The organism is Myroides sp. DF42-4-2, assembly GCF_030326445.1.
In the GTDB taxonomy this organism is placed as follows: Bacteria; Bacteroidota; Bacteroidia; order Flavobacteriales; family Flavobacteriaceae; genus Flavobacterium.
This window is the reverse complement of record NZ_JACAKI010000008.1, coordinates 45,074-66,169: the sequence shown is the minus strand read 5'-3', so window position 1 is coordinate 66,169 and position 21,096 is coordinate 45,074. Positions and strand designations below refer to the sequence as shown.

General features: G+C 38.1%; 18 protein-coding genes. 4 read left to right on the top strand and 14 right to left on the bottom strand.

Features of this window, described 5'->3' with window-relative positions; translation table 11 throughout:
• Positions 1–166 precede the first annotated feature (166 nt).
• The 9 genes from HX062_RS07810 to HX062_RS07770 all read right to left on the bottom strand — a co-directional run bounded on the left by HX062_RS07810 (position 167) and on the right by HX062_RS07770 (position 11,298).
• Positions 167–883, bottom strand: a complete 717-nt coding sequence (locus HX062_RS07810; RefSeq protein ID WP_286467029.1) for an ankyrin repeat domain-containing protein — start codon at positions 881–883, stop codon at positions 167–169.
• A gap of 68 nt (positions 884–951) precedes the next feature.
• Complete coding sequence (locus HX062_RS07805) at positions 952–1,818, bottom strand: AraC family transcriptional regulator (protein WP_286467028.1); 867 nt, start codon at positions 1,816–1,818, stop codon at positions 952–954.
• Positions 1,819–1,926: 108 nt separating this feature from the next.
• A complete protein-coding gene (gene bshA, locus HX062_RS07800) occupies positions 1,927–3,063 on the bottom strand; it encodes an N-acetyl-alpha-D-glucosaminyl L-malate synthase BshA (protein ID WP_182628090.1) in 1,137 nt (378 codons plus the stop codon).
• Positions 3,064–3,172: 109 nt separating this feature from the next.
• Positions 3,173–6,067: a serine hydrolase domain-containing protein gene (locus HX062_RS07795; RefSeq protein ID WP_286467027.1), complete on the bottom strand. Its 2,895-nt coding sequence runs from the start codon at positions 6,065–6,067 to the stop codon at positions 3,173–3,175.
• Between the two features lie 376 nt (positions 6,068–6,443).
• Positions 6,444–6,929 carry an ABC transporter ATPase gene (locus HX062_RS07790; RefSeq protein WP_286467026.1) on the bottom strand — a complete coding sequence of 162 codons (486 nt, stop codon included), beginning with the start codon at positions 6,927–6,929 and terminating at the stop codon, positions 6,444–6,446.
• 2 nt (positions 6,930–6,931) lie between these two features.
• Positions 6,932–7,723, bottom strand: a complete 792-nt coding sequence (locus HX062_RS07785) for a (Fe-S)-binding protein (RefSeq protein WP_182628087.1) — start codon at positions 7,721–7,723, stop codon at positions 6,932–6,934.
• 57 nt (positions 7,724–7,780) lie between these two features.
• Positions 7,781–9,106: a 4Fe-4S dicluster domain-containing protein gene (locus tag HX062_RS07780; protein ID WP_286467025.1), complete on the bottom strand. Its 1,326-nt coding sequence runs from the start codon at positions 9,104–9,106 to the stop codon at positions 7,781–7,783.
• 64 nt (positions 9,107–9,170) lie between these two features.
• On the bottom strand, positions 9,171–10,100 hold the full coding sequence (locus HX062_RS07775) for an MlaD family protein (RefSeq protein WP_182628085.1): 930 nt from the start codon (positions 10,098–10,100) through the stop codon (positions 9,171–9,173).
• A 58-nt stretch (positions 10,101–10,158) separates the two neighbouring features.
• The gene (locus HX062_RS07770) at positions 10,159–11,298 is read right to left on the bottom strand and encodes an N-acetylmuramoyl-L-alanine amidase family protein (RefSeq protein WP_182628084.1); all 1,140 of its coding nucleotides are present in this window, start codon (positions 11,296–11,298) and stop codon (positions 10,159–10,161) included.
• Between the two features lie 173 nt (positions 11,299–11,471).
• Here HX062_RS07770 and HX062_RS07765 point away from each other — a divergent pair, with 173 nt between their 5' ends.
• Both HX062_RS07765 and HX062_RS07760 read left to right on the top strand, forming a co-directional pair.
• Entirely contained in the window at positions 11,472–14,114 is a 2,643-nt protein-coding gene (locus HX062_RS07765) for a putative LPS assembly protein LptD (protein WP_430530248.1), read from the top strand.
• Between the two features lie 12 nt (positions 14,115–14,126).
• Positions 14,127–14,513 (top strand): Rid family detoxifying hydrolase, encoded by a 387-nt coding sequence (locus HX062_RS07760; protein WP_182628082.1) that lies wholly within the window; start codon positions 14,127–14,129, stop codon positions 14,511–14,513.
• Positions 14,514–14,598: 85 nt separating this feature from the next.
• On the opposite strand, the gene HX062_RS07755 is transcribed toward HX062_RS07760, so the two are convergent.
• From HX062_RS07755 to pfkA, 4 genes are read right to left on the bottom strand one after another with little or no spacing between them, the layout of a single operon-like run.
• Positions 14,599–14,964 (bottom strand): methylglyoxal synthase, encoded by a 366-nt coding sequence (locus tag HX062_RS07755; protein ID WP_182628081.1) that lies wholly within the window; start codon positions 14,962–14,964, stop codon positions 14,599–14,601.
• 4 nt (positions 14,965–14,968) lie between these two features.
• Positions 14,969–15,814: a BadF/BadG/BcrA/BcrD ATPase family protein gene (locus HX062_RS07750; protein ID WP_182628080.1), complete on the bottom strand. Its 846-nt coding sequence runs from the start codon at positions 15,812–15,814 to the stop codon at positions 14,969–14,971.
• Between the two features lie 12 nt (positions 15,815–15,826).
• The gene (gene gap / locus HX062_RS07745; protein ID WP_182628078.1) at positions 15,827–16,828 is read right to left on the bottom strand and encodes a type I glyceraldehyde-3-phosphate dehydrogenase; all 1,002 of its coding nucleotides are present in this window, start codon (positions 16,826–16,828) and stop codon (positions 15,827–15,829) included.
• Positions 16,829–16,855: 27 nt separating this feature from the next.
• Complete coding sequence (gene pfkA, locus HX062_RS07740; protein ID WP_182628076.1) at positions 16,856–17,842, bottom strand: 6-phosphofructokinase; 987 nt, start codon at positions 17,840–17,842, stop codon at positions 16,856–16,858.
• A 449-nt stretch (positions 17,843–18,291) separates the two neighbouring features.
• On the opposite strand from pfkA, the gene rlmD reads away from it, so the two are divergent.
• The gene (rlmD, locus tag HX062_RS07735) at positions 18,292–19,704 is read left to right on the top strand and encodes a 23S rRNA (uracil(1939)-C(5))-methyltransferase RlmD (protein ID WP_182628074.1); all 1,413 of its coding nucleotides are present in this window, start codon (positions 18,292–18,294) and stop codon (positions 19,702–19,704) included.
• A 250-nt stretch (positions 19,705–19,954) separates the two neighbouring features.
• On the top strand, positions 19,955–20,338 hold the full coding sequence (locus tag HX062_RS07730) for a hypothetical protein (protein ID WP_286467020.1): 384 nt from the start codon (positions 19,955–19,957) through the stop codon (positions 20,336–20,338).
• A 35-nt stretch (positions 20,339–20,373) separates the two neighbouring features.
• On the opposite strand, the gene HX062_RS07725 is transcribed toward HX062_RS07730, so the two are convergent.
• Positions 20,374–21,096: an LOG family protein gene (locus tag HX062_RS07725; RefSeq protein ID WP_286467019.1), complete on the bottom strand. Its 723-nt coding sequence runs from the start codon at positions 21,094–21,096 to the stop codon at positions 20,374–20,376.

Genomic DNA, 21,096 nt, shown 5'->3' with positions numbered 1-21,096 from the left:
TTTGTTTCTGTACCTTATCAACAACGCAAACGCATCAGTTAAAGCAGTAAACTCCTCGGGATGATCGACTTTTTCTTTAGGCCCAACCTTCCTCTTCAAAGAGCAAACTAGCTGTCGTTGCTGTGGTTCAATTTTATACTTCTTTTCTCTTTAACCTTTCTTCCTACTATAGATGTGCACCGGCTGCTTCTAACAAGTTAATTATGTCGGTGAATTTTCTTGATTTTGCGTGATACAGTGGCGTTTTACCATCGTGATCGGGAATATTTACATCCACTCCCCCCTTAATCAATGCCTCAACAATAGCGGTGTGTACGTCACCGCCATCACTCAGTACAATTGCCTCCATTAACGCTGTCCATCCTAAGCGATTCACGTGATCAATAGGGAAGTTTGGCGTTTGAACTAACAATTGCACAACCGCTAAATGGCCTTTTTCTGCTGCGGGAATTAATGCTGTTCCGTGGTATCGGTTGAAAACTGTGAAATCCGCACCATGAGCCAACACTTTTTTTACTAAAGCTAAATTGCCTTCTGCTCCAGCGTATAAAAAGGGACTATTGAGTCTTTCGTCTTGGGTATTGACATTTGCTCCTTGCTCTATCAAGTAAAACGCAATCGCATTGTATTGCTTATATGTAGCTACCATCAAAGGGGTTTCTCCTTTGCTGTTCTTCACTTCGAGGTTAATCGGTGAAGCTGCTACAATTTCTTGCACTCGCTTTAAATTATTAGACGAAACCGCTTGAAATAAATCGCTTTCCATAACTGTAGTGGTATTTTTTAAATCATTATTGTTATTATTCGAACAACTCGCTGCCAAACTCGTAGACAATCCTACGGAAAAAATAAACAGCAAAATATAAGTTACCTTTCTGATCATAAAGCATATAGATTAAAATTACTAGCTACAAATATAGGCTATCACCAAAAACAGCCGTTGTGTTTTTACTATTCTTTCTTGTACATATTATAACTATCTCTAAATTGCCCAGGTGTTTTCTTCCTCCATTTTTTAAAGTAATGGTTAAAATAACCCGTATCGTGAAAGCCCAGTTCAAAAGCGATCTCTTTGATGGACAAGTCAGTCGTAATCAACAAGCGTTCTGCTTCTAGTATAATGCGTTGCTGTATAACGTGACTTGCGGTTATTCCCACTACTTTTTTCGACCGTATATTGAGGTAATTGGGCGTTATATGTAGTTTATCTGCGTAAAACGACACTTGATTTTGCTCCTTAAAATGGGTTTCTAACAAGGACTTAAATTCCAGTATCTTTCGATCAGTCCCTCCTGTTTCAACCCCGTGTACTTTGTTGTAATAGCGCTGTATTTTTTTTAGCACTAAAAAGAATTGCAACACGCTAATTTCTTGTCCAAGAGTATCTCCTTGGGGCAATAATTGATGTAGTTTAACCAACGCTTGATGGATATCTTCGTATTCATCAGGCGATAAAGACAATACAGGCGGTGCGTCAATTTGAAAAAAAGGCAGTGCACTCAACTGCGTAAGCAGGTGCAAGGCGCTAGGAGAAAACATCAATTGATACCCCTTAGTGCCAGGCTCCAATTTCCAATAGTGCACTTGTTGTGGACGTAAAAAATGAATCTGATGGGAATGAACGCCTAATCGGGTGAAGTCAATTTCATGAATACCATCGCCTTGTTCTACAAAGAGAATAAGATAAAAATCGTGTTTGTGTGGTGCTTGAAGATCATTTCTTCCCTTGTCTGCGTGCTCAAAGAGCGTAATATCCCAAGGTTCCTCTCCTATTATCTTAGCGCGACTCCACGTTTCTATGTTCTTTGTACTTTTCATCTGACCTCCTTTTTGCTTCTCCTTTTTTGTTTCAACAAGATAATCAAAAAAAAAACTCGCTTCGAAATTGAAGCGAGTTTTGTGTAGGTTACACTACAGTAACCGGGTTTATTTTTCCTTTTTTAAAGCCACAGCTTTGTCGTACAGCTCTTCATACATCGGTAGGATTTCACTAATCTGAAAGCGCTTTGCCGTTGTGCGAGCTCCCTCTTTAAAGCGACAAAGGGTATCTTCGTCTTCTAAGATGGCTAAGGCATTTTTAACCATGTCATCTACATCTTTGACATCGCTTAGATAACCTGAAACTCCGTGCTCATTTACTTCAGGTAAACCACCTGTATTACTTGAGATCACTGGAACTCCCACAGCCATTGCCTCTAATGCTGCTAATCCGAAACTCTCCGTCTCTGAAGGCAGTAAAAACAAATCAGAATATCCTAAAATTTGATTGACTTCATTGCTATTTCCAAAGAAGATAATCTTATCGTATATTCCCAATTCCATGGCTAAACGCTCTGCTTTTTCCTTTTCAGGTCCGTCTCCTACTAGCATTAATTTGGCTGGTACTGCTTGTTGAATGCCATAGAAAATTTTTACTACATCACCAATGCGCTTTACCTTTCTAAAATTGCTAATATGCGTAATAATGAATTCTCCTTTTTCTGCCATAGCACTGCGTTTACACGGTGTTTCGGCACAATCTACTTCTTTTACTTCAATAAAATTTGGGATAACGCAGATTTCCTTCTTACTTTGAAACAACTCATAAGTCGATTGTTTCAGCGATTCTGATACTGAGGTTACAAAATCAGAATGGTTAATACTAAAAGAAACAGCTGTTTTATAGTTGGGATGATTCCCTACTAAGGTAATATCAGTACCGTGTAGCGTTGTAATCATCGGCAAGTCAATTCCCTCCTCTTTCAGCATTTGTTTAGCCATATAGCCTGCGTAGGCATGAGGAATAGCATAATGAACGTGTAAAACGTCAATATTAAATAGTTTAACAATATCCACTAATTTACTAGACAATGCCAATTCATATGGCTGATAGTGAAATAAAGGATATTCAGGTACATTTACTTCGTGATAGTAAATCTTAGGATTTAATAAGGCTAAACGAACGGGTTGACTATAGGTGATAAAATGTACTTCATGATCTCTTTTTGCTAGTTCCAAACCTAGCTCTGTAGCTACAACACCACTTCCTCCGAAAGTTGGGTAGCATACGATTGCGATTTTCATATGTGAATTATTTGGTGCTTAAAGATACTTCGAATTATTTATACACAATATAAACTTTTCCTGTAGATTTTATACAATACAAATAATTTAACATCACATCATGCAACTATTAATCTATAATTGACTCGTATATAAGCTGTTGTATATTTTCTCGAATATTTTCTTTGGACAGTTTATTTACATTAGAATCGGGATAAGTTCGATTGGATAAAAACACATAGATCAGTTCATTTTCAGGATCTGCCCACGTCATGGTACCAGTGAATCCCGTATGACCAAAGCTGGTTACAGACGCACATCCACAAGTGGGACCTGGCTTTCCTGCCAATTGTGGTTTGTCAAATCCAATCCCTCTTCTATTGCCTTTTGCACAATATACGCATGCATTGAAGACTTCAAAAGTTGCTTTGGAAAAGAAGTGTTCTCCTCCGTATTCGCCTTCGTTTAAGTACAATTGCATCATTTTAGCTACGTCTAAAGCCGTACCAAAAAGACCGGCATGTCCGGAAACTCCTCCTTGCATGGCAGCTCCCATATCGTGTACATATCCATGAACAGTTGTATAGCGATAATAAGTATCGACTTCCGTTGGTGGAATTTCCTTAGCATTAAATTTACGCAACGGCAAGTATGTCAATCGCGTAGCCCCAATAGAGCGATAAAATTTGTCTTCTACCAATTGATCCAACGTACCATGGTACAGTCTCTCTATGTACTCTTTGATCGAAATAAATCCCAAATCGCTGTATTTGTAATCAGGCTTGCTCGCCAATTTACTGTTGGCGATTTCCGCTAACATCACTTGCGTATAATCCTTCTTCAAAAACAAATTTTCGCTTACTTGTGTGGGAAACGCTGTGGAATATTGTAAACGATATAAATTATCCGCCGGATGAGAAGTACTGTCGAGCGTACTTTTGTAAAAGGGAATCCACGCAGCTAAGCCAGACTGATGTGTCAATACATCTTTCAAGGTAATATTCGCTTTATCCGAATGTTTGAATGCAGGAACTAAGTCACCCAGTTTACTTTGTAGGGTGATTTTTTGTTCGTTATACATTTTCATTACCATCGGCAGGGTTGACAGAATTTTTGTCAACGAAGCTAAGTCGTATAAATCTGTATTTTTCACCGGCTCATTTGCTTGATAAGTATGGTAGCCAAAGGATTTGTTGTACACCACTTTGCCGTGACGCGCAACCAAAATTTGTGCCCCCGGTGTCAATTGATTATCAACGGCATATTGAGCAATACTGTCAATTTTTTTTAAGACTAAGGGATTTAATCCTTCATTTGCAGGTGTTGAGAACCCCAAACGGTGAAGAGGTTTAGTTTTGATTCCTGTACCCACGTCATATTTGTCTGTAATGGTAACGGGCAATTCACCTTTTGCACCTAAAGCGCCAAAAATAACCTGTGCGGCTGCTTGCTCTGCAAACACATTGTTTTGATAGCCGACAACCAATCCTTCTAGATCGCGGATCTCTGCTTCAATACCCGTTAAGGCATAGGGTTTAGCAAAGGAAACTAAAAGCGTGCGATTAGCCTTGGCAATTTCCCCCACTATACGTTTTTCATCTGCCGAAAAGTTTTGATTTCTCCATGGATTATCTACTTTGTGGTAGCCAACAACTACTAAGGAATACGCTGATAAACGCGCCAAATCTGACGGTTTTACCACATCTACTTGGGCAAAATTTCGCATCATTTCCAAGAATGGTGTTCCATCGTCATCACCAAGTTGCACATAAACGATCTTTTCCTGGTCTAATTTGCGAATTGGAACAAGCTTATTGTGATTCTTTACTAACGTAATAGCTTCATTGTATAGTTTTGTATTTAAGTCATCATAAGTTGAAGCATTCAAATCCTCTACAAGATTGTTTCGATCAATTTGCAAAGGCTTGTTCAACCCTGCTTTGTATTTGTAGTCTAGTATTTTCTTTACTGAATAAGCCAATCGACTTTCGGTAATATCTCCTTTTTCATAGGCTTCTCTTAACTTACTTGCTGCTTTGGCTACATCTTCAGAAAACAACAATAAATCATTTCCTGCTTGAAATGCAGCTAAATCAACTTCACCAGGAGCCAAATAAGAGGAAACTCCTTTCATGTTTAGTGCATCGGTAAAGATCAACCCTTCAAAGCCCAATTCTTCTCGCAACAACTTTGTTACTACATTATAAGACAAAGAGCTAGGAATGGCATCATTAGGCTCATAAGCCGGCAAATTTAAATGTGCCACCATCACACTAGACAAGCCTTCATTAATCAGCTTCTTATACGGATACAACTCAACGCGGTGTAAACGGTCTTTATCTAAATCAATAAGGGGCAATTTGTGATGAGAATCAGTGGAGGTATCACCATGCCCAGGAAAGTGCTTCCCAGTAGCAAAAAGTCCTTCACTTTGGTAGCCACGGGTGAAAGCCAAGGCGCGATCAGTTACAATTTCGCGTGTTTCACCGTAGGCACGCACGCCGATAATCGGATTTTCAGGATTTATATTGATATCCACAACAGGGCCAAAATTAAATTGAATCCCCAAACGCTTGGATTGCTTAGCCATCGCTTGTCCAACAGCCTCAATCAAATCGAGATTTTGAACTGCACCAAGTGTCATATTATAAGGAAATCGGTAGGTCGAATCCAAGCGCATACGCAATCCCCATTCTCCGTCAATTCCCACTAGCATAGGCAATTTACTCTGTCTTTGTAAGCGATTGGCAATTGCCGCTTGTCTTTGGGGACCACCTTGAAAGAAAATCAATCCGCCAACCTCATTTTTTTGGACTAAACTTTCAAGTTCCTGCACGTGTTTTTCATCTTTATTTGAATAGGCCGCAACCATAAACAATTGTCCTATTCGCTGATCCAACGACATCGAATTGTATACGCTATCTACCCATTGCTGCTGTAGCGTTTCTGGAGAATAAAACTTGTTTTTTGTTTGTCCTATCGACAATAAAGGCAGTAATAATGCTGTTAGAAGTACTTTTTTCATAGATTTTTTTAGCTTTTTTAAATATAGGATCCTCTGCAGAAATACCAAGACGATGTTGTACCTCTTGCAAACTTAACAAATCTACTTTATTTAAAAAAGAAGGTTAGTTAAGTTTGCGTTGTAATATTTCTATAATTTTATAAAAAAAAGTACACTAATTCAGTAAAAAAAACAATATTACTGTGAATATTTTCACACAATTTGTCCCAACATTCAACACAACTCCCTTACTGTCAGTCGATTTTTATATTCTTGCAAAGTTTTCCGCACTACTTCGCAAAATAAAAGGATCTAGCATAAAAAGCAAGCAAAAAAAAATCATCGTCAAGTATTGACGATGATTTTTTTGGATATATCTACCTTGTAGGTTGTATCACTATTTAAAAAAGCGGCTGTGCCAACTTTCTTCAGCTGGGACTTCCCAGTATTCTCTATATTCGCCTAAATCGTTTACTAAATTATTAAACACAATAGTACTAGCAGAAACTGCTTTTGTTTTCACCATTTGTTTAAATTCGACAACGGTTTTAAAAGCGATAAACTCACCTGTTTTATATGTTACGTTCATCTTATCTAGTAAATCAACGCCATATTTTTGTTCTATCTCTTGAATAACGCGTACCGATGCATCAATAGAGCATCCAGAAGCAGGGTGAATTTCTTGATCCACAGCTAGGATGATAAATCGGTTGTATTTAATCTCATAAGAAGCAGTTAAGGGGGTAGCATGGGCAACCCAATCGGCTGTAAAACGACTTAATACTTCGTCTATTTCTCGCACCTCTTCATCGGAAAACTTTCTATTTGACTGATAAATCCAAACTCTTGAATGATCAGGCATTTCTTCAAATGGCTTAAACATAGTTATAAATCTTCTGCGTTTGCAATTAATTCGGCAACGTCAAGCACTTTAACTTCACCTTCTTTTTCTTTAAATTTTACCCCATCGGTAAGCATGGTATTACAGAATGGACATCCTGCAGCGATAATTTCAGCATTCGTTCCAAGGGCTTCTTCTGTTCGCTCTACGTGAACTTCTTTCGTTCCGTTTTCTGGTTCTTTGAACAATTGTGCTCCACCTGCTCCACAGCAGAAACCATTTAACTTAGAACGCTTCATTTCAACTAATTCAGCATCTAATTTCTCGATTAATTGACGAGGAGCTTCAAACACGTTATTTGCACGCCCTAGATAGCAAGGGTCGTGAAACGTAATGCGCTTTCCTTTAAAACTTCCCCCTTCAATTGTTAATCGTCCTTCGTCTAAAAGAGATTTTAAAAATTGAGTGTGGTGGACCACTTCATATTTACCGCCTAAACCAGGGTATTCATTTTTCAACGTATTAAAACAGTGAGGACAAGCCGTTACAATTTTCTTCACCTCATAACCATCTAATACTTGAATATTCATCATGGCTTGCATTTGAAATGCGAATTCATTTCCTGCGCGTTTTGCTGGATCACCCGTACATCCTTCTTCTGTACCGAGTACCGCAAAAGGCACATTGGCTTTATTCAACAATTTTACAAATGCTTTTGTTATTTTTTTTGCTCTATCGTCAAAACTACCTGAACAACCAACCCAAAATAAAACCTCCGGTTGTTCTCCTTTTGCCATCATTTCGGCCATTGTAGGCACTACTAAATTTTCTGACATAATTTATTGGTGTCTATTTAAAATCAACAGCTGTTGTCAATTTATTTTGTTAGTTACTTAGTTTTCGTCCTTCCAGTTTAAGCGATCCATTTGGTTGTACTGCCATGGCGCACCGTTGTTTTCGATATTCTGCATCATATTGTTTAATTCAGTAGGTGCAGCACTTTGCTCCATTACCAAGAATCTTCGCATATCCATAATAATAGACAACGGACTGATATCAATCGGACATTCTTCTACACATGCGTTACACGTATTACACGCCCATAATTCTTCAGGCGTAATATAATCGTTTAACAGTGTTTTACCATCATCTACAAACTTACCGTTGTTTGCATCCAATATTTTACTTACATCTTCCAAACGATCACGTGTTGACATCATGATCTTACGAGGAGATAGTTTTTTTCCTGTTGTATTTTGAGGACAAGAAGAAGTACAACGACCACATTCTGTACATGAATAGGCGTTCATGAGTTGCACCCAATTCAAATCCATCACGTCTTGTGCACCGAATTTCTCAGGTTCTCCTACCGCTTCTGCAGGTGCAGCGAAAGGATCTGCATTTGGATCCATCATCAATGCTACTTCATTCTTAACTGACTCTAAGTTGTCAAATTCTCCTTGCGGCTCTAAATTCGCATAGTATGTATTAGGGAAAGCTAAGAAAATGTGTAAGTGTTTAGAGTAATACAAGTAGTTCATAAAGAACATAACTCCTACAATGTGAGCCCACCAGCAAAAGCGCTCAATAAACGCTACTGTTGCTAGGTCCATGCCACTGAATAACGGTGTAATCAATCCCGAGATAGGGAATGATCCTGCTTCGATATAATGCGGATAATTATTTAACTGAAGATAGTAATCTGCTGCATTCATTACCAAAAAGAACACCATAAGGATGGATTCAATATAGATAATATTATTGGCATCTCGTTTTGCCCATCCTTCTAATTCCGGTTGGTTCAAACGCTTTAATTTGAGAATATTTCTTCTAATCCAAAATACTGCAACTCCAAAAATAACTAAGAATGCTAGTACTTCAAAACACCCGATAAGTACGTCATAAGCAGCGCCTAAGAAACTAAAAGCACGATGCGTACCAAATAATCCATCCACAATAATCTCGAGCATCTCGATGTTGATGATGACGAATCCTACGTACACAAAAATGTGCAATATCGCAGGAATAGGACGTTTTACCATTTTGGATTGCCCCAATGCCACGCGAATCATATTGCGCCATCTTTCTTTAGGTCTATCGGTACGGTCAAGGTCTCGCCCTAACTTAATGTTGCGAATTAATTTCTTTACATTTCGAATAAAGAAGCCAAATCCAGCGATCAGTAATATTAAAAATAATGCTTGGCCTAAATACTGCATAGTTGTAATAAATTGTTTCTGTAAAGTTGTTAGTTTTTTTGGTTAGATTGGTTCTAAATTTCGATTAATTATTGTTGTCCTCTTTTTCTTGGTAAGGTGTCGCCTTTTTACCAAATAATGAAAAGTGAACATAACGCTTTGGATTTTCTTTCAAATCGCGCATCAACTCCTCTAGTTCTTTTGATGCTCCCGTTAGGTTTTTATATAATTCTTCGTCTTTTAAAAGCTTGCCAACTGAACCATTGCCATTCTCAATATCAGCTAAGAGTTTGTCGATATTAGCTGAAGCACTTTGTAAGTTAGCAAATGTTCCGTTAATATCCAACTCACTTAATTCTTGTGATAGCCCCACAAAATTCTTGCTCATGACATTTAAGTTTGTCATTGTACCATTTAATTGAGGCTCAATACCGCGCATTAATCTATTTGCACCGGCTAAGGTTCCGTTCAATTCTGAAACACTAGCTTTTAAATCGGCTTGCATCTGCTCATCTAGGACTCCGTTTACAGCTAGCAACATCGCATTTGCATTAGACAGTACTTCCTCTACTTTTGCTTTTAATGGCTCTAACTCACCCACTAATTTTTCTGTAATATCGAACTGTACGGCTCCTTTTAAATATTGTCCTGTTTGGGCATAATCCGTATCTCCAAATTTTGGATCAATTGAAATCCCTTTTCCACCGAGTAATCCTGGCGAATAAATCGTTGCTACACTTGACTTTGAAATTTCAATGGGATGAGACATCATTAATTCCACTACAAGCTTCCCTGTTTGGGCATTAATATTGATACGAGAGACCTTCCCTACGACCAAACCATTGATCGTTACGTTGGAAGAGGTAGTTAGTCCTTCAACATTATCATATTCAACATAATACTTAGTACTATTATCAAAAATATTTCTTCCATCTAAAAAAGAATATCCCCAAATAAATAAAGCAATTGCTCCTAATACTAAAATAGCTGTTTTAATTTCTCTAGATATTTTCAAAACTCTATATTTTTATATAACACGCAAAAATAAACTTTTATTTTTTAAAAAGCAGTGTTTATTTCAATGCCTCTTCTACAGATATACTCTTCCCGTCCTTATACGCCACAATAAATGAGGAGCTATGTCCTTTTGCCTTAGCTTCTTCTAAGTGTTTTTTAGCTTGATTGTAATCGGAAGTTTGAGCGTAAAAATACTTATGTACAGTTGTTCCTTTTTCCATTGTGACATTCGAAAGCCCTTTGAAATTTTTAGGTTTCAGTTCTAAAACGCGGGAGCTAGCAGCAATTTGCACTTTAAAAATCACGCCTTTGGCTGTCGTAGAGGAAGCGGTAGTTTCTGTATTTTCTTTTGTTTTGGTCGCTTTTGATGTTGACGTAGTTGATGTCGTTGATTTGGATGGTGATTCAATTAAGGTGGCTGTCGCATCACTACCGTAATATGTATTCTTGTAATCAATAATACCCTTAGCAATTGATTCTGCTAATTCTTTTTGCCCTTGTTTCGATGACAAATAAGCGCCTTCATCCTTGTTTGACACAAAGCCCAATTCAATTAATATACTTGGCATAAAAGCACCGTGCAACACCCAGAACGGTCCTTGTTTAACTCCCCTATTCTTACGTTTCAATTCATAGGTAAATCCATCTTGAACACGACTAGCCAAGTCAATACTCTGGTGGATATAATCTTCTTGAAGCAGGGTTAAACCGATAATTGATTCTGGAGCACTCGGATCAAAACCTGCGTATTTTGTTTTATAGTCGTCCTCCATCATAATAACGGAGTTCTCCTTTTTCGCTACATCTAAATTGGATTTATTTTTACTCAAACCCATCACATAGGTTTCAGTACCAAACGCAGTGTTGTTATCCACACCATTGCAATGGATCGACACGAATACATTACCTCCTTTTTCGTTTGCGATCACGGAGCGCTGTTTTACTTCGACAAAAACATCTTTATCTCGAGTGTAAATCACTTCTATATCTTTGTGTTTTTCGAGAATTTTTCCCGTTTCTAAAGCAACAGCTAATACGATGTCTTTCTCCACATTCCTAGAGTGATTCGTCCCCGAATCTTTTCCTCCATGACCAGGATCCAAGACTACTTTAAATTTTTTACTTTGCCCTAAGGTAGCTACCGTAAAGCACAAGAAAGAAAAAACTAACAGCAATTGAGCAACTCTATTGTTCATAAAAAAAAGTCGTTTAGAATTCGTTTAATATAAATTAAATTACATTTTTCAGAAAAAATATATGTAAGTTTGACACGTTAAAAACAACGGGTTTGATTTTACAAAAATAGCACATATTCATAGATTTGCGTACTAATATTTTCAATATCGTCATAGTTTTGTTTGTTTTAGGGATGTTTTCATTCCCTAGAGTGAAAGCTCAAGAGTTCAACAAAACAACTACTTCACTGAAAGCCAATACTAAAGACTCTAAACTCTTTGATAGTTTAGATACGGATACTATGGGATCCATTCAAGATACAACGCCTCCGGCACAGCGTTTGAAAGACAGCATTCAACCTCCTGTAAAGGGGTATTTAGAAGATATTGTTTTTCGCAAGGCAAAGGACTACAACAAGCTTGATCAGAAGAAAAAGCAAATTACGCTCTATAACGAAGCAGAGTTAAAGTACCAAGATTTTGAATTGACTGCTGGAATCATTGTCTTCAACTATGAGCAAAATCAAATTTACGCAGGGCGTATCAAAGACAGTCTCGGGAATTTGAGTCAAGCACCTGTATTCAAACAAGGTGGTCAAATTGTTGAACCTGACTCCATTGTATACAACACTAAATCACAACGTGCCTTAGTGTGGCAATCGAGAACCTCACAAGGGGAATTCAATATCAAATCAGGTATGACTAAAAAGGAAAATGACTCGGTTTATTTTATGGAGGACGTAATTTTTACGACTGCTAAAGATTTGGATGATCCTGAATACTACTTCAAAACGAAAAAAGTAAAATTAGTTCCCAATAAAAAAGTGGTAGTAGGCCCTACCAATATGGTGATTGCTGATGTACCAACACCGCTAGGTCTTCCATTCGCCTTTTTCCCTATGTCGGAAAAAGCAGAATCGGGTTTTATTATTCCCAGCGTTGGGGAAACCAACCAACAGGGGTACTATTTACAAAACGCGGGCTACTATTTTGCCATGAGTGAAAAAGCAGATTTAACCGTGCAAGGGGATTACTACACTAATGGTAGCTGGGCATTGCGCACCAATAGTAACTACGCCAAGCGCTATAAATACAACGGTCGGGTTTTGGTTCGCTATGAAAACAACATTTTTAGCGAACGCGGCTTACCTGACTATCAAAAGAATACCATTTACAACATTCAGTGGAACCACTCCCAAGATCCAAAATCAAATCCTGGTTCGCGTTTCTCTGCTTCCGTAAATATGGGTAGTGGTAAGTACTTTAGACAGTCGAATAACTCCTATAATATTGGAGCTTCGTTGAACAATACGATGAACTCATCCATCAGTTATTCTAAAACATTTGAGAGTACGCCTCAAGTCAATATGTCCTTATCGGCTACACATTCTCAATCGACCAACACGGGTAGAATCAATATGAGTTTACCAACCCTACAGGTGAGTGTAGATCGCATGTTCCCTTTTGCTCCAAAAGTAGGATCGAAAAAAGGATTAATCAAAAACTTAAACCTTTCGTATAACGTAAGAGGGGAAAACAGCGTGAATATTCACGAAGACAACTTCTTCAAGCAAGCGATGTTTGACAGCTTAAACACAGGTTTTCAACATACTATTCCGTTAACGACAAACTTTAAGTTGTTTAAACACCTTTCTGTTACCGCAGCGGCTAGTTATAATGAGGTTTGGGTATTTAACACAATCAAAAAGCAATACAATCCAGAAACGAACCGCGTAGAAGATATTCGTACCAATGGGTTTGATCGATACAATACGTATAATGCATCTACCAATATTGGAACGACGATTTACGGTACGTTTAACTTTGGCAAAGACAGTAAGATCCAAGCCATTCGCCACGTGATGCGTCCAAGCGTAGGTTACGCCTATACACCGAGTTTTGAGAAGTATTACGACACTTATGCCATTGATGCAACAGGGCTAACCATGCAAGACTATTCGCGCTTCCAAGGAGGGTTATTTGGAGCACCAGGTAAGATGAGTTCCAACATGTTAAACATGCAAGTGAGCAATACCTTTGAGGCTAAAGTACGCGATGAAGAAGAAAAAGAAGGATTTAGAAAAGTGATGTTATTGAATAACTTAAACTTATCTACTAGTTATAATATGTCTGCCGATTCACTGAAATGGGCGCCAATGCGCGTTACTACAGGAACTAGTATCCTCAAAGACAAAATGCAAATTAACGTAGGGGCTACTTTAGACCCTTATGCTTTAAATAACAACAATCAGCGTATTGATATGTTCAATATCAATAATGGTGGTAGTTTATTCCGTTTAACTAGTGCAAACGTCACAATTAACTGGTCGATGTCAAGTAGCGATCCTCTATTTGGGAACACGGAAAATCCAAACCAAAACTCTGTAGATAACGGAGGACGTGGGGATGATTTATTCGGTCAGGGAGGAAATTTAGGAGACAGCAGACAAAGTATGTTTGACAATAAGGAAGACCGTCCATTTGAAGGTTTTTACAATGCTAAATTGCCTTGGGATCTGACCTTTGCATATTCCTTGACGTACAACAACTCCGCTAGACAAAATGAAATTACCAATAATACCGTGATGATGTCTGGAAATATCGAGCTTACTCCTCGTTGGAAGGTTGGTTTTTCTTCGGGATATGATTTTGCACAGAAAGGAGTGACTTTTACACAACTTCGCTTTGAACGAGATCTATTGAGTTGGCGCATGGACTTTACTTGGGTACCTATTGGAACCTATACCAGTTGGGGCTTCTTTATTGGAATCAAGTCGTCTATGTTAAGTGATATTAAGTGGGAAAAACGAAAAGCACCAGATAAACGCTATTTTTAATTCTATATCAACATGAAAAAAACAATCATCAATTCTAATCAAGCACCTACTCCCATTGGTCCTTATAACCATTCAGTACTAGTAGGTGATTTGCTTTTTATATCGGGTCAAATCCCATTTAATCAAGCCACTGAGACTTTAGTTACTACAGGTATTGAAGATGAAGCTAACCAAGTGATGGCGAATTTAAAAGCCATTCTATCAGAAGCGGGAATGACGTTTGAGAATGTGGTAAAATCAACTATTTTCCTCACAGACATGAATGATTTCGCCAAGGTAAATGAGGTTTATGGCAGTTTTTTCCAAGCAGCCACTGCACCAGCAAGAGAATGCGTTCAGGTAGTCAAACTACCGCGCAACGTAAACGTCGAAATTTCAATGATTGCAACGAAGTTTTAAATAAAAACACAAGGGGGTCCAAATGGACCCCCTTGTATTTTATTTGGCACTCCTACCCTTATAGCTCACAAGGGTTTGATTTCTGCTATTCAATAGCATTTAACAACAACTGAGCACTGGCTTCGTTTGTTGCTAAAGGCACGTTGTGCACGTCGCATACGCGGAGTAGCATATTAATATCTGGTTCATGGGCGTGTTTTCCCAACGGATCTTTAAAAAACAAAACCATATTTGTCTTGCCCTCAGCCACCCGTGCTGCGATCTGAGCATCTCCTCCTAGCGGACCTGAAAGCATACGTCTCACTTCGAATCCCTCTTTTTGAGCAATTCCACCTGTAGTGCCCGTAGCAATCAATGTTATACCTTCGCCAGTTAAAACCGCTCTATTCTTTTGAATAAAAAGCAGCATTTCATCCTTTTTACCATCGTGGGCAATTATTGCTATTTCCATTTTTCTATTTGTGATAATCAATTAATCCATCCAACGGTTTTTGCATGATTTTCCCAACCGTTATACCCTTTTCTAAGAGTACCGCTCTAAACTCATCTTGTAAAAAATAGGCTACTGACCCCACAAAATGAACAGGTACTGTACTCGCTTCCTCATGGCTTTTAATGTAGTGCTCTACAAAAAAAACTAGTTGTTCTTTAATCATTTGCTGAAAGAAAGGATGGTTTTTGTGTTCAATCAAGAACGGTAAAAAGGAAGCCAAATACGCATTGGGATTTTCCTTTTTATAGAAATTATACTTCACGACATCGGCATCTAAATCGTACTTTTGCGTGAATTTCTTTGCCAATTCCTCTGGCATATAATTTAAGAATAATGCCTTAATCATCAATCGTCCAAACGCACTTCCGCTGCAATCATCCATAGCCATATATCCCAAGGATTGTACCTTTTGATGGATTGTATGTCCGTCGTAATACGAGACATTTGAACCTGTTCCATTAATGCATACAATACCTTTTTCCGTTTGACCTACTGTAGCATAAACTGCCGCATAGGTATCTTCATGTACGTGTATGCCTTGACAATTGACAAAATAAGACGCAAAAAAATCGCGTACAGTTGTTTTACTTCGATTTGATCCACAACCCGATCCATAAAAAAACAATTGCCCGACGTTGTCCTTGTTTTTTGCAATGTCAGGCACTGTATTTACGCGAGTGTAAAACTCTTCTAAGGTAATAACTTCGGGATTAAGCCCGAGGCTAGTCACCGAAGTTATCACTTTATTATCTTGATCAAAAAAGATCCAATCTGCTTTTGTAGAACCGCTATCGACGATTATTTTCATTTGTATATTGTATTACTTTACTGTAGTTAACAACACAGCCATATCTACCATTTTAGCAGCATATCCGTATTCATTATCATACCAAGCAACGAATTTATAAAAAGTTTCGTTTAAAGCAATACCGGCTTTTGAATCAATAATACAGGTATGCGTATCCGAAACGAAATCTTGAGAGACTACATCATCCTCCACAAAGGCCATGATTCCCTTTAGTTCGTTTTGGCTTGCTTGTTTTAAAACAGCCATCACGGCATCATAAGAAGTAGATTTCGCCAATTTTACTGTTAAATCTACAACGGACACGTCAGCAGTCGGTACACGCATAGACATCCCCGTTATTTTTCCCTTTAATTCGGGAATGACTTTTCCTACTGCTTTTGCCGCTCCAGTAGAAGCAGGAATAATATTTACCATAGCCGAACGCCCTCCTCTAAAGTCTTTTTTAGAAGGTCCATCTACAGTATATTGTGTGGCAGTAGCTGCGTGGATTGTCGTCATTAATCCCTCGACGATGCCGAAGGAATCGTTTAACACTTTTGCCAAAGGCGCCAAGCAATTCGTTGTACAAGAAGCATTGGACACAATTGTATCTGTTGCTTTCAATTCTTTTTCATTTACCCCCATCACAAACATAGGAGCATCAGGAGATGGAGAAGAAATCAACACTTTTTTCGCTCCTGCGTCTATGTGTTTTTGTGCACCGGCTAGGTCTTTAAAAACGCCCGTACAATCGGCTACAACATCCACTTGCACGGCATCCCATTTCAACAACAACGGATCGCGTTCTGCTGTTACGCGAATTTCTTTTCCATTGACAATTAAATGTCCATCTACAACCTCAACTGTACCGTCAAAACGACCATGTACGGAATCATACTTAATTAAATAGGCCAATTGATCTACGGCCATTAAATCGTTTACTGCAACGATCTCTATATCATTACGCTTTACTGCTTCTCTTAACATTAGACGACCAATGCGTCCAAAGCCATTAATACCAACTCTTGTTTTCATCTTTGCTTTTTTATTTAATTCGTTATATTATATGGTGATAATATCGGACACGCGCAATAATTCTGCGTCCACAGCCGTATGTCCTTTCACAATATGTTCTAAGGGTGTCAATGCCACTTGATCGTTGATTAGTCCAACCATGAAGTTCTTTTTTCCTTCCAACAGGGTCTCCACAGCTTTCACGCTTAATCGACTGGCAAGCACGCGATCAAAACACGAAGGAGCTCCGCCTCGTTGCATATGCCCTAAAACCGACACACGCACTTCGTATTCAGGCAAGTGTTCTTCTACATATTCTCCTAATTCGAAAACGTTCTTCCCCAACTTCTCTCCTTCAGCTACAATCACAATACTCGATGATTTTCCAGAGAGTTTGCTCTTTTTCAACGATTCAAGCAAGCGCTCCAATCCCATATTCTCTTCGGGAATAATGATCTCCTCTGCCCCTGCGCCAATACCTGCATTTAAAGCAATATGTCCCGCATCACGTCCCATTACCTCCACAAAAAACAAACGCTTGTGAGAGCTAGCGGTATCTCTAATTTTATCTACTGCATCCACAACAGTATTCAAGGCCGTATCAAAACCAATGGTATGACTGGTTCCGTTGATATCGTTGTCTATCGTTCCAGGAATTCCCATCACAGGAATATCAAATTCTTTACTCAACAACATCGCTCCAGTAAAACTACCATCACCGCCAATAACAATTAAAGCGTCAATTTGCGCTTGTTTTAAATTGTCATACGCCGCTTTACGACCTTCTGCTGTGCGGAACGCAGCACTGCGCGCTGTTTTTAAAATAGTGCCTCCTTTGTTGATGATGTAATTGACATCACGAGGTCCCAATACTTCAAAATCACCTTCTACCAATCCTTGAAAGCCTCTAAATATTCCAACACACATCACATTGTGATAGGAACAAGTACGCACAATCGCTCGGATTGCAGCATTCATACCTGGTGCATCACCACCAGAGGTCAAAACCCCTATCTTTCTTATAAGGTTACTCATAATTGCATTTCTTTTTAGTAAATTTAAGCAATACCCTAGATTAAATCAATCCATAAATGCGATTTATTTGCCTAATTGCTATTATATTTTTGTTAAAAATCAATTATTTTTTACTCAAACTTCTCTTAATCAAACTAACAAGCATAAAAAATGTTAATTGATTTCATAACTAACGTTTAAAAAACAAACAAAAAACAACTGATATACAACACCTTACACCCCAAAAACAAGCGTTATCCCCTATTCATACAAACCAAGTTCCACTTAGAGTCCCAAAGGAAGATTCCCCTTCTCGCTCAGCACATAATCTAGATTGAGTATAAATTACAAAGCTAAAATTATCACATAGACATAACTGTTTATATACCAGTACTTTACATACAAAAATAACTTCCTTTACAAATCCTTAAAAAAATTCTACGAATAAAAAATAAAGCTATTTTTGTGGCATGAAAAGAAAGAGAACAGAAAGAATCGTATTCGAAAACGTAGAAGTCCTTGATGCAGGTGCAAAAGGCGTTTCAGTGGCTAAGGCTCCTGACGGGAAGGTTATTTTTATTCCCAATGTTGTTCCGGGAGATATCGTTGATATTCAAACCGTTAAAAAGAGAAAAGCCTATTATGAAGGGATAGCTATAAAAATCCACCATTTTTCTAAGAATCGCATTGAACCCGTATGTCAACATTTCGGTGCTTGTGGTGGTTGTAAATGGCAAAATATGTCATATGAGCAACAGTTATTTTACAAGAACCAAGAAGTTCAAAATAACTTAAAGCGAATTGGCAAAATAGAATTACCGGAGTTTGAACCCATTTTAGGTTCTGAAAAAACGTTATTTTACAGAAACAAAATGGAATTTTCGTTCTCTAATGCTCGTTGGTTAACGCCAGAAGAGATTGCAAGTGGAGATGAAATAGGAAAGGAAAATGCGCTAGGTTTTCACATTCCAAAAATGTGGGACAAGATTTTAGACATTCAAAAATGTCATTTGCAACAAGATCCTTCCAATGCCATCCGCAATGAGATTCGCGAATTTGCCAATGCCAATCAACTTTCTTTTTTCAATCCAAGAGAGCAAGAAGGACTATTGCGTACTTTAATGATTCGCACGAGTTCAATAGGTGAAATCATGGTGATGATTCAGTTTTTCCATGACAACAAAAAAGAGAGAGAATTACTATTAGATCACTTAGCGGAGAAATTCCCAGCAATCACTTCCCTACAATACGTGATTAATGGCAAGGCGAACGATACCATATACGACCAGGATGTTGTTTTATACAAAGGACGCGACTATATCTTAGAGGAGATGGAAGGGTTGAAATTTAGCATCAATGCAAAATCGTTCTACCAAACCAATTCGGATCAAGCATATGAGTTGTACAAGATCACTCGCGATTACGCCGAGTTAACGGGCAATGAATTGGTTTTTGACTTGTATACAGGTACGGGAACTATTGCACAATTCGTTTCTAAAAAGGCGAAAAAAGTAGTAGGTGTTGAAGCCGTTCCAGAGGCGATTGCCGATGCGAAAATCAACGCAGAACGCAACGGTATAACCAATTGTGATTTCTTTGTTGGAGACATGAAAAACGTATTCAACGATGAGTTTATTGCCACACACGGTCATCCTGATGTAATTATCACCGACCCACCGCGTGATGGTATGCACAAAGACGTAGTGGAAATGCTGTTAAAAGTAGCGCCTAAACGCATTGTCTATGTAAGTTGTAACTCTGCTACACAAGCAAGAGATTTAGCTTTACTAGACGCAAAATACAAGGTAACAAAAGTTCGTCCAGTTGATATGTTCCCACAAACCCATCACGTGGAAAATGTGGTTCAATTGGAATTAAAATAATACTAAAAAGCACACCCAAAAAGGAGTATCTCTTATTGAGATACTCCTTTTTTTATACCCAAGATGATTCACTCTTCTACACTAGTTCTAAAAAAGAAGCCTCTACACTATCATTTTCTCGCTATAGCCCACCAAACACATCAACAAAAGAAGTATTTCTTCGCGAAGAAGGATGTTTTTGAAATAAGCGCAAAAAACAGGTCTGTTTTTTGAATGACAAATTGTACATAATAACTTAATTTTTAAAAAAATGAAAAGATTTGTACTCGGATTTGGGCTTATTGCCTTACTCCTATCCAGCTGTAGCAAAGAAGAACAAGAAGCTGCCCCCAAGAACCTTCAACATCCTTATCAATTAACAGAAGATTCCTATCAAGCAAAAATTGTTCAAATGGAAACCCTTTTTCATCAATATGGTTTTGTTAATGATTTAGAAGATCCCTATGATTACAATGACCCCAAAAACAGAAAAGCCATTGAAGAACTTGATTTAAAGGAACTGAAACTCTTTCTTGAAGAATTTAGTTCGGAAGAAGGGCTGAAAAATTTAGATGAGGCAGGAAGTATTGAAAAATCAAAACAATATGCGAGAGAACACAATGCTACAAATACAAAAGGGATTATCACCATGTGATAATCCCTTTTGTATTTAACCTATAGGGTATACACCTAAAAATTTGGTTTCAATGTATATTTCTTGTAGAAAGCATCAATGCGTTCCACCACTTCATCTGCCGAATCAACCAATTGGATTAAATTCATATCTTCTGGTGAAATCGTTGCATATTTGTCTAACAACACTTTTTTAATCCACTCCAACATGCCGCCCCAGAAGTCAGTTCCCACTAAAATAATTGGGAATTTAGCGATTTTCTTGGTTTGAATTAGGGTGATTGCTTCGAACAATTCATCTAGTGTTCCGAAGCCACCTGGCATTACAACAAATCCTTGTGAGTACTTAACAAACATTACTTTACGCACGAAAAAGTAGTCGAACTGAATGTTTTTATCACTGTCAATATAGGGGTTAAAGTGCTGTTCAAAAGGCAGTTCGATGTTTAGCCCAACGGAAACCCCTTGTCCAAGATGTGCACCTTTATTTCCAGCTTCCATAATTCCAGGACCACCACCTGTAATTACACCATATCCCGCTTTACTTACCTTAAAAGCAATTTCTTCAGCTAATTTATAGTAAGGATCCTCTTTTTTTGTTCTCGCTGATCCAAAGATAGAAATACAAGGGCCAATACGTCCCATTTTTTCATATCCATTAACGAATTCAGACATGATTTTAAAGATTCCCCATGAATCGTTTGTCTTTATCTCTGTCCAAGATTTTTGCTTGAATTTTTCTTGGATTTTCTCCTCTTCATTTCCTAAATTTTCTTTCAT